Genomic DNA, 697 nt, shown 5'->3' with positions numbered 1-697 from the left:
TGGCAGCGCCTAGCTGCCGCGCCGAGCGGACCTTCGACAGACGCGACGCAACTTCGCAGATGCGCCCGCAGCTATCGTCAGCTACCTGACTTTACTTCTGCAATCGCTTCAAGCAATCGCTCCGCGATGCTCTCCAGCTGCGCCGCCGCCAGGAGATAAGTGCGAGCGATGATGGTCAGTGTTTGGCGACGGGCCGCCGTCACCGCGAGTTCAGCCAGTTGTTCTGCCTCGGCAGCGTGGTCGCGGTATCGCTTTGCTTCAGCAATGCATTGATCCGATCGTCCTGCCGAAGCAAGTTCGCCGGTTATTAGGCATACACGACCCCAGCCTTCGGTGGTGGTAATTGCGCTGCTAGTAAGTGAGGTCGAAAGCAAGGCTGTGATCTTCGGAGGTGTTACGGAGGCGAACCTGCCGCAGGATCTTAAAAACTCGCGCCGATCGTCTTCTTCTGGAGAGGACATTGCGGCTCCTGTATTTTGTTTGAAATATTTACTAGTCGATTAGAGAGTTAAGCAGCTCAATTATGAAATGTAACTATATCCCATGTCGTATCGGAGACCCGCCGCCGCGGGCATTGAAATTTTGACGAGGTCCGGTGCGGGTCAAAATGCGAAGACCTCGAACTGAGCAAATCTGGTCCGCTCTGCCTCAACGAGCGGACTTCCGACCGCCGAGGCGCAACTTCGCAGATGGGCCA

Annotated in this window: 1 protein-coding gene; it reads right to left on the bottom strand. The window is 56.2% G+C overall.

Annotated elements, in window-relative coordinates; translation table 11 throughout:
- Positions 1–77 precede the first annotated feature (77 nt).
- The gene (locus tag IC66_RS44930; protein ID WP_083859410.1) at positions 78–461 is read right to left on the bottom strand and encodes a hypothetical protein; all 384 of its coding nucleotides are present in this window, start codon (positions 459–461) and stop codon (positions 78–80) included.
- Positions 462–697 lie beyond the last annotated feature (236 nt).

It is taken from the genome of Bradyrhizobium genomosp. III (genome assembly GCF_000261705.1).
Lineage (GTDB): Bacteria > Pseudomonadota > Alphaproteobacteria > Rhizobiales > Xanthobacteraceae > Bradyrhizobium > Bradyrhizobium ottawaense.
This window is presented reverse-complemented; position numbering and strand designations above follow the sequence as displayed.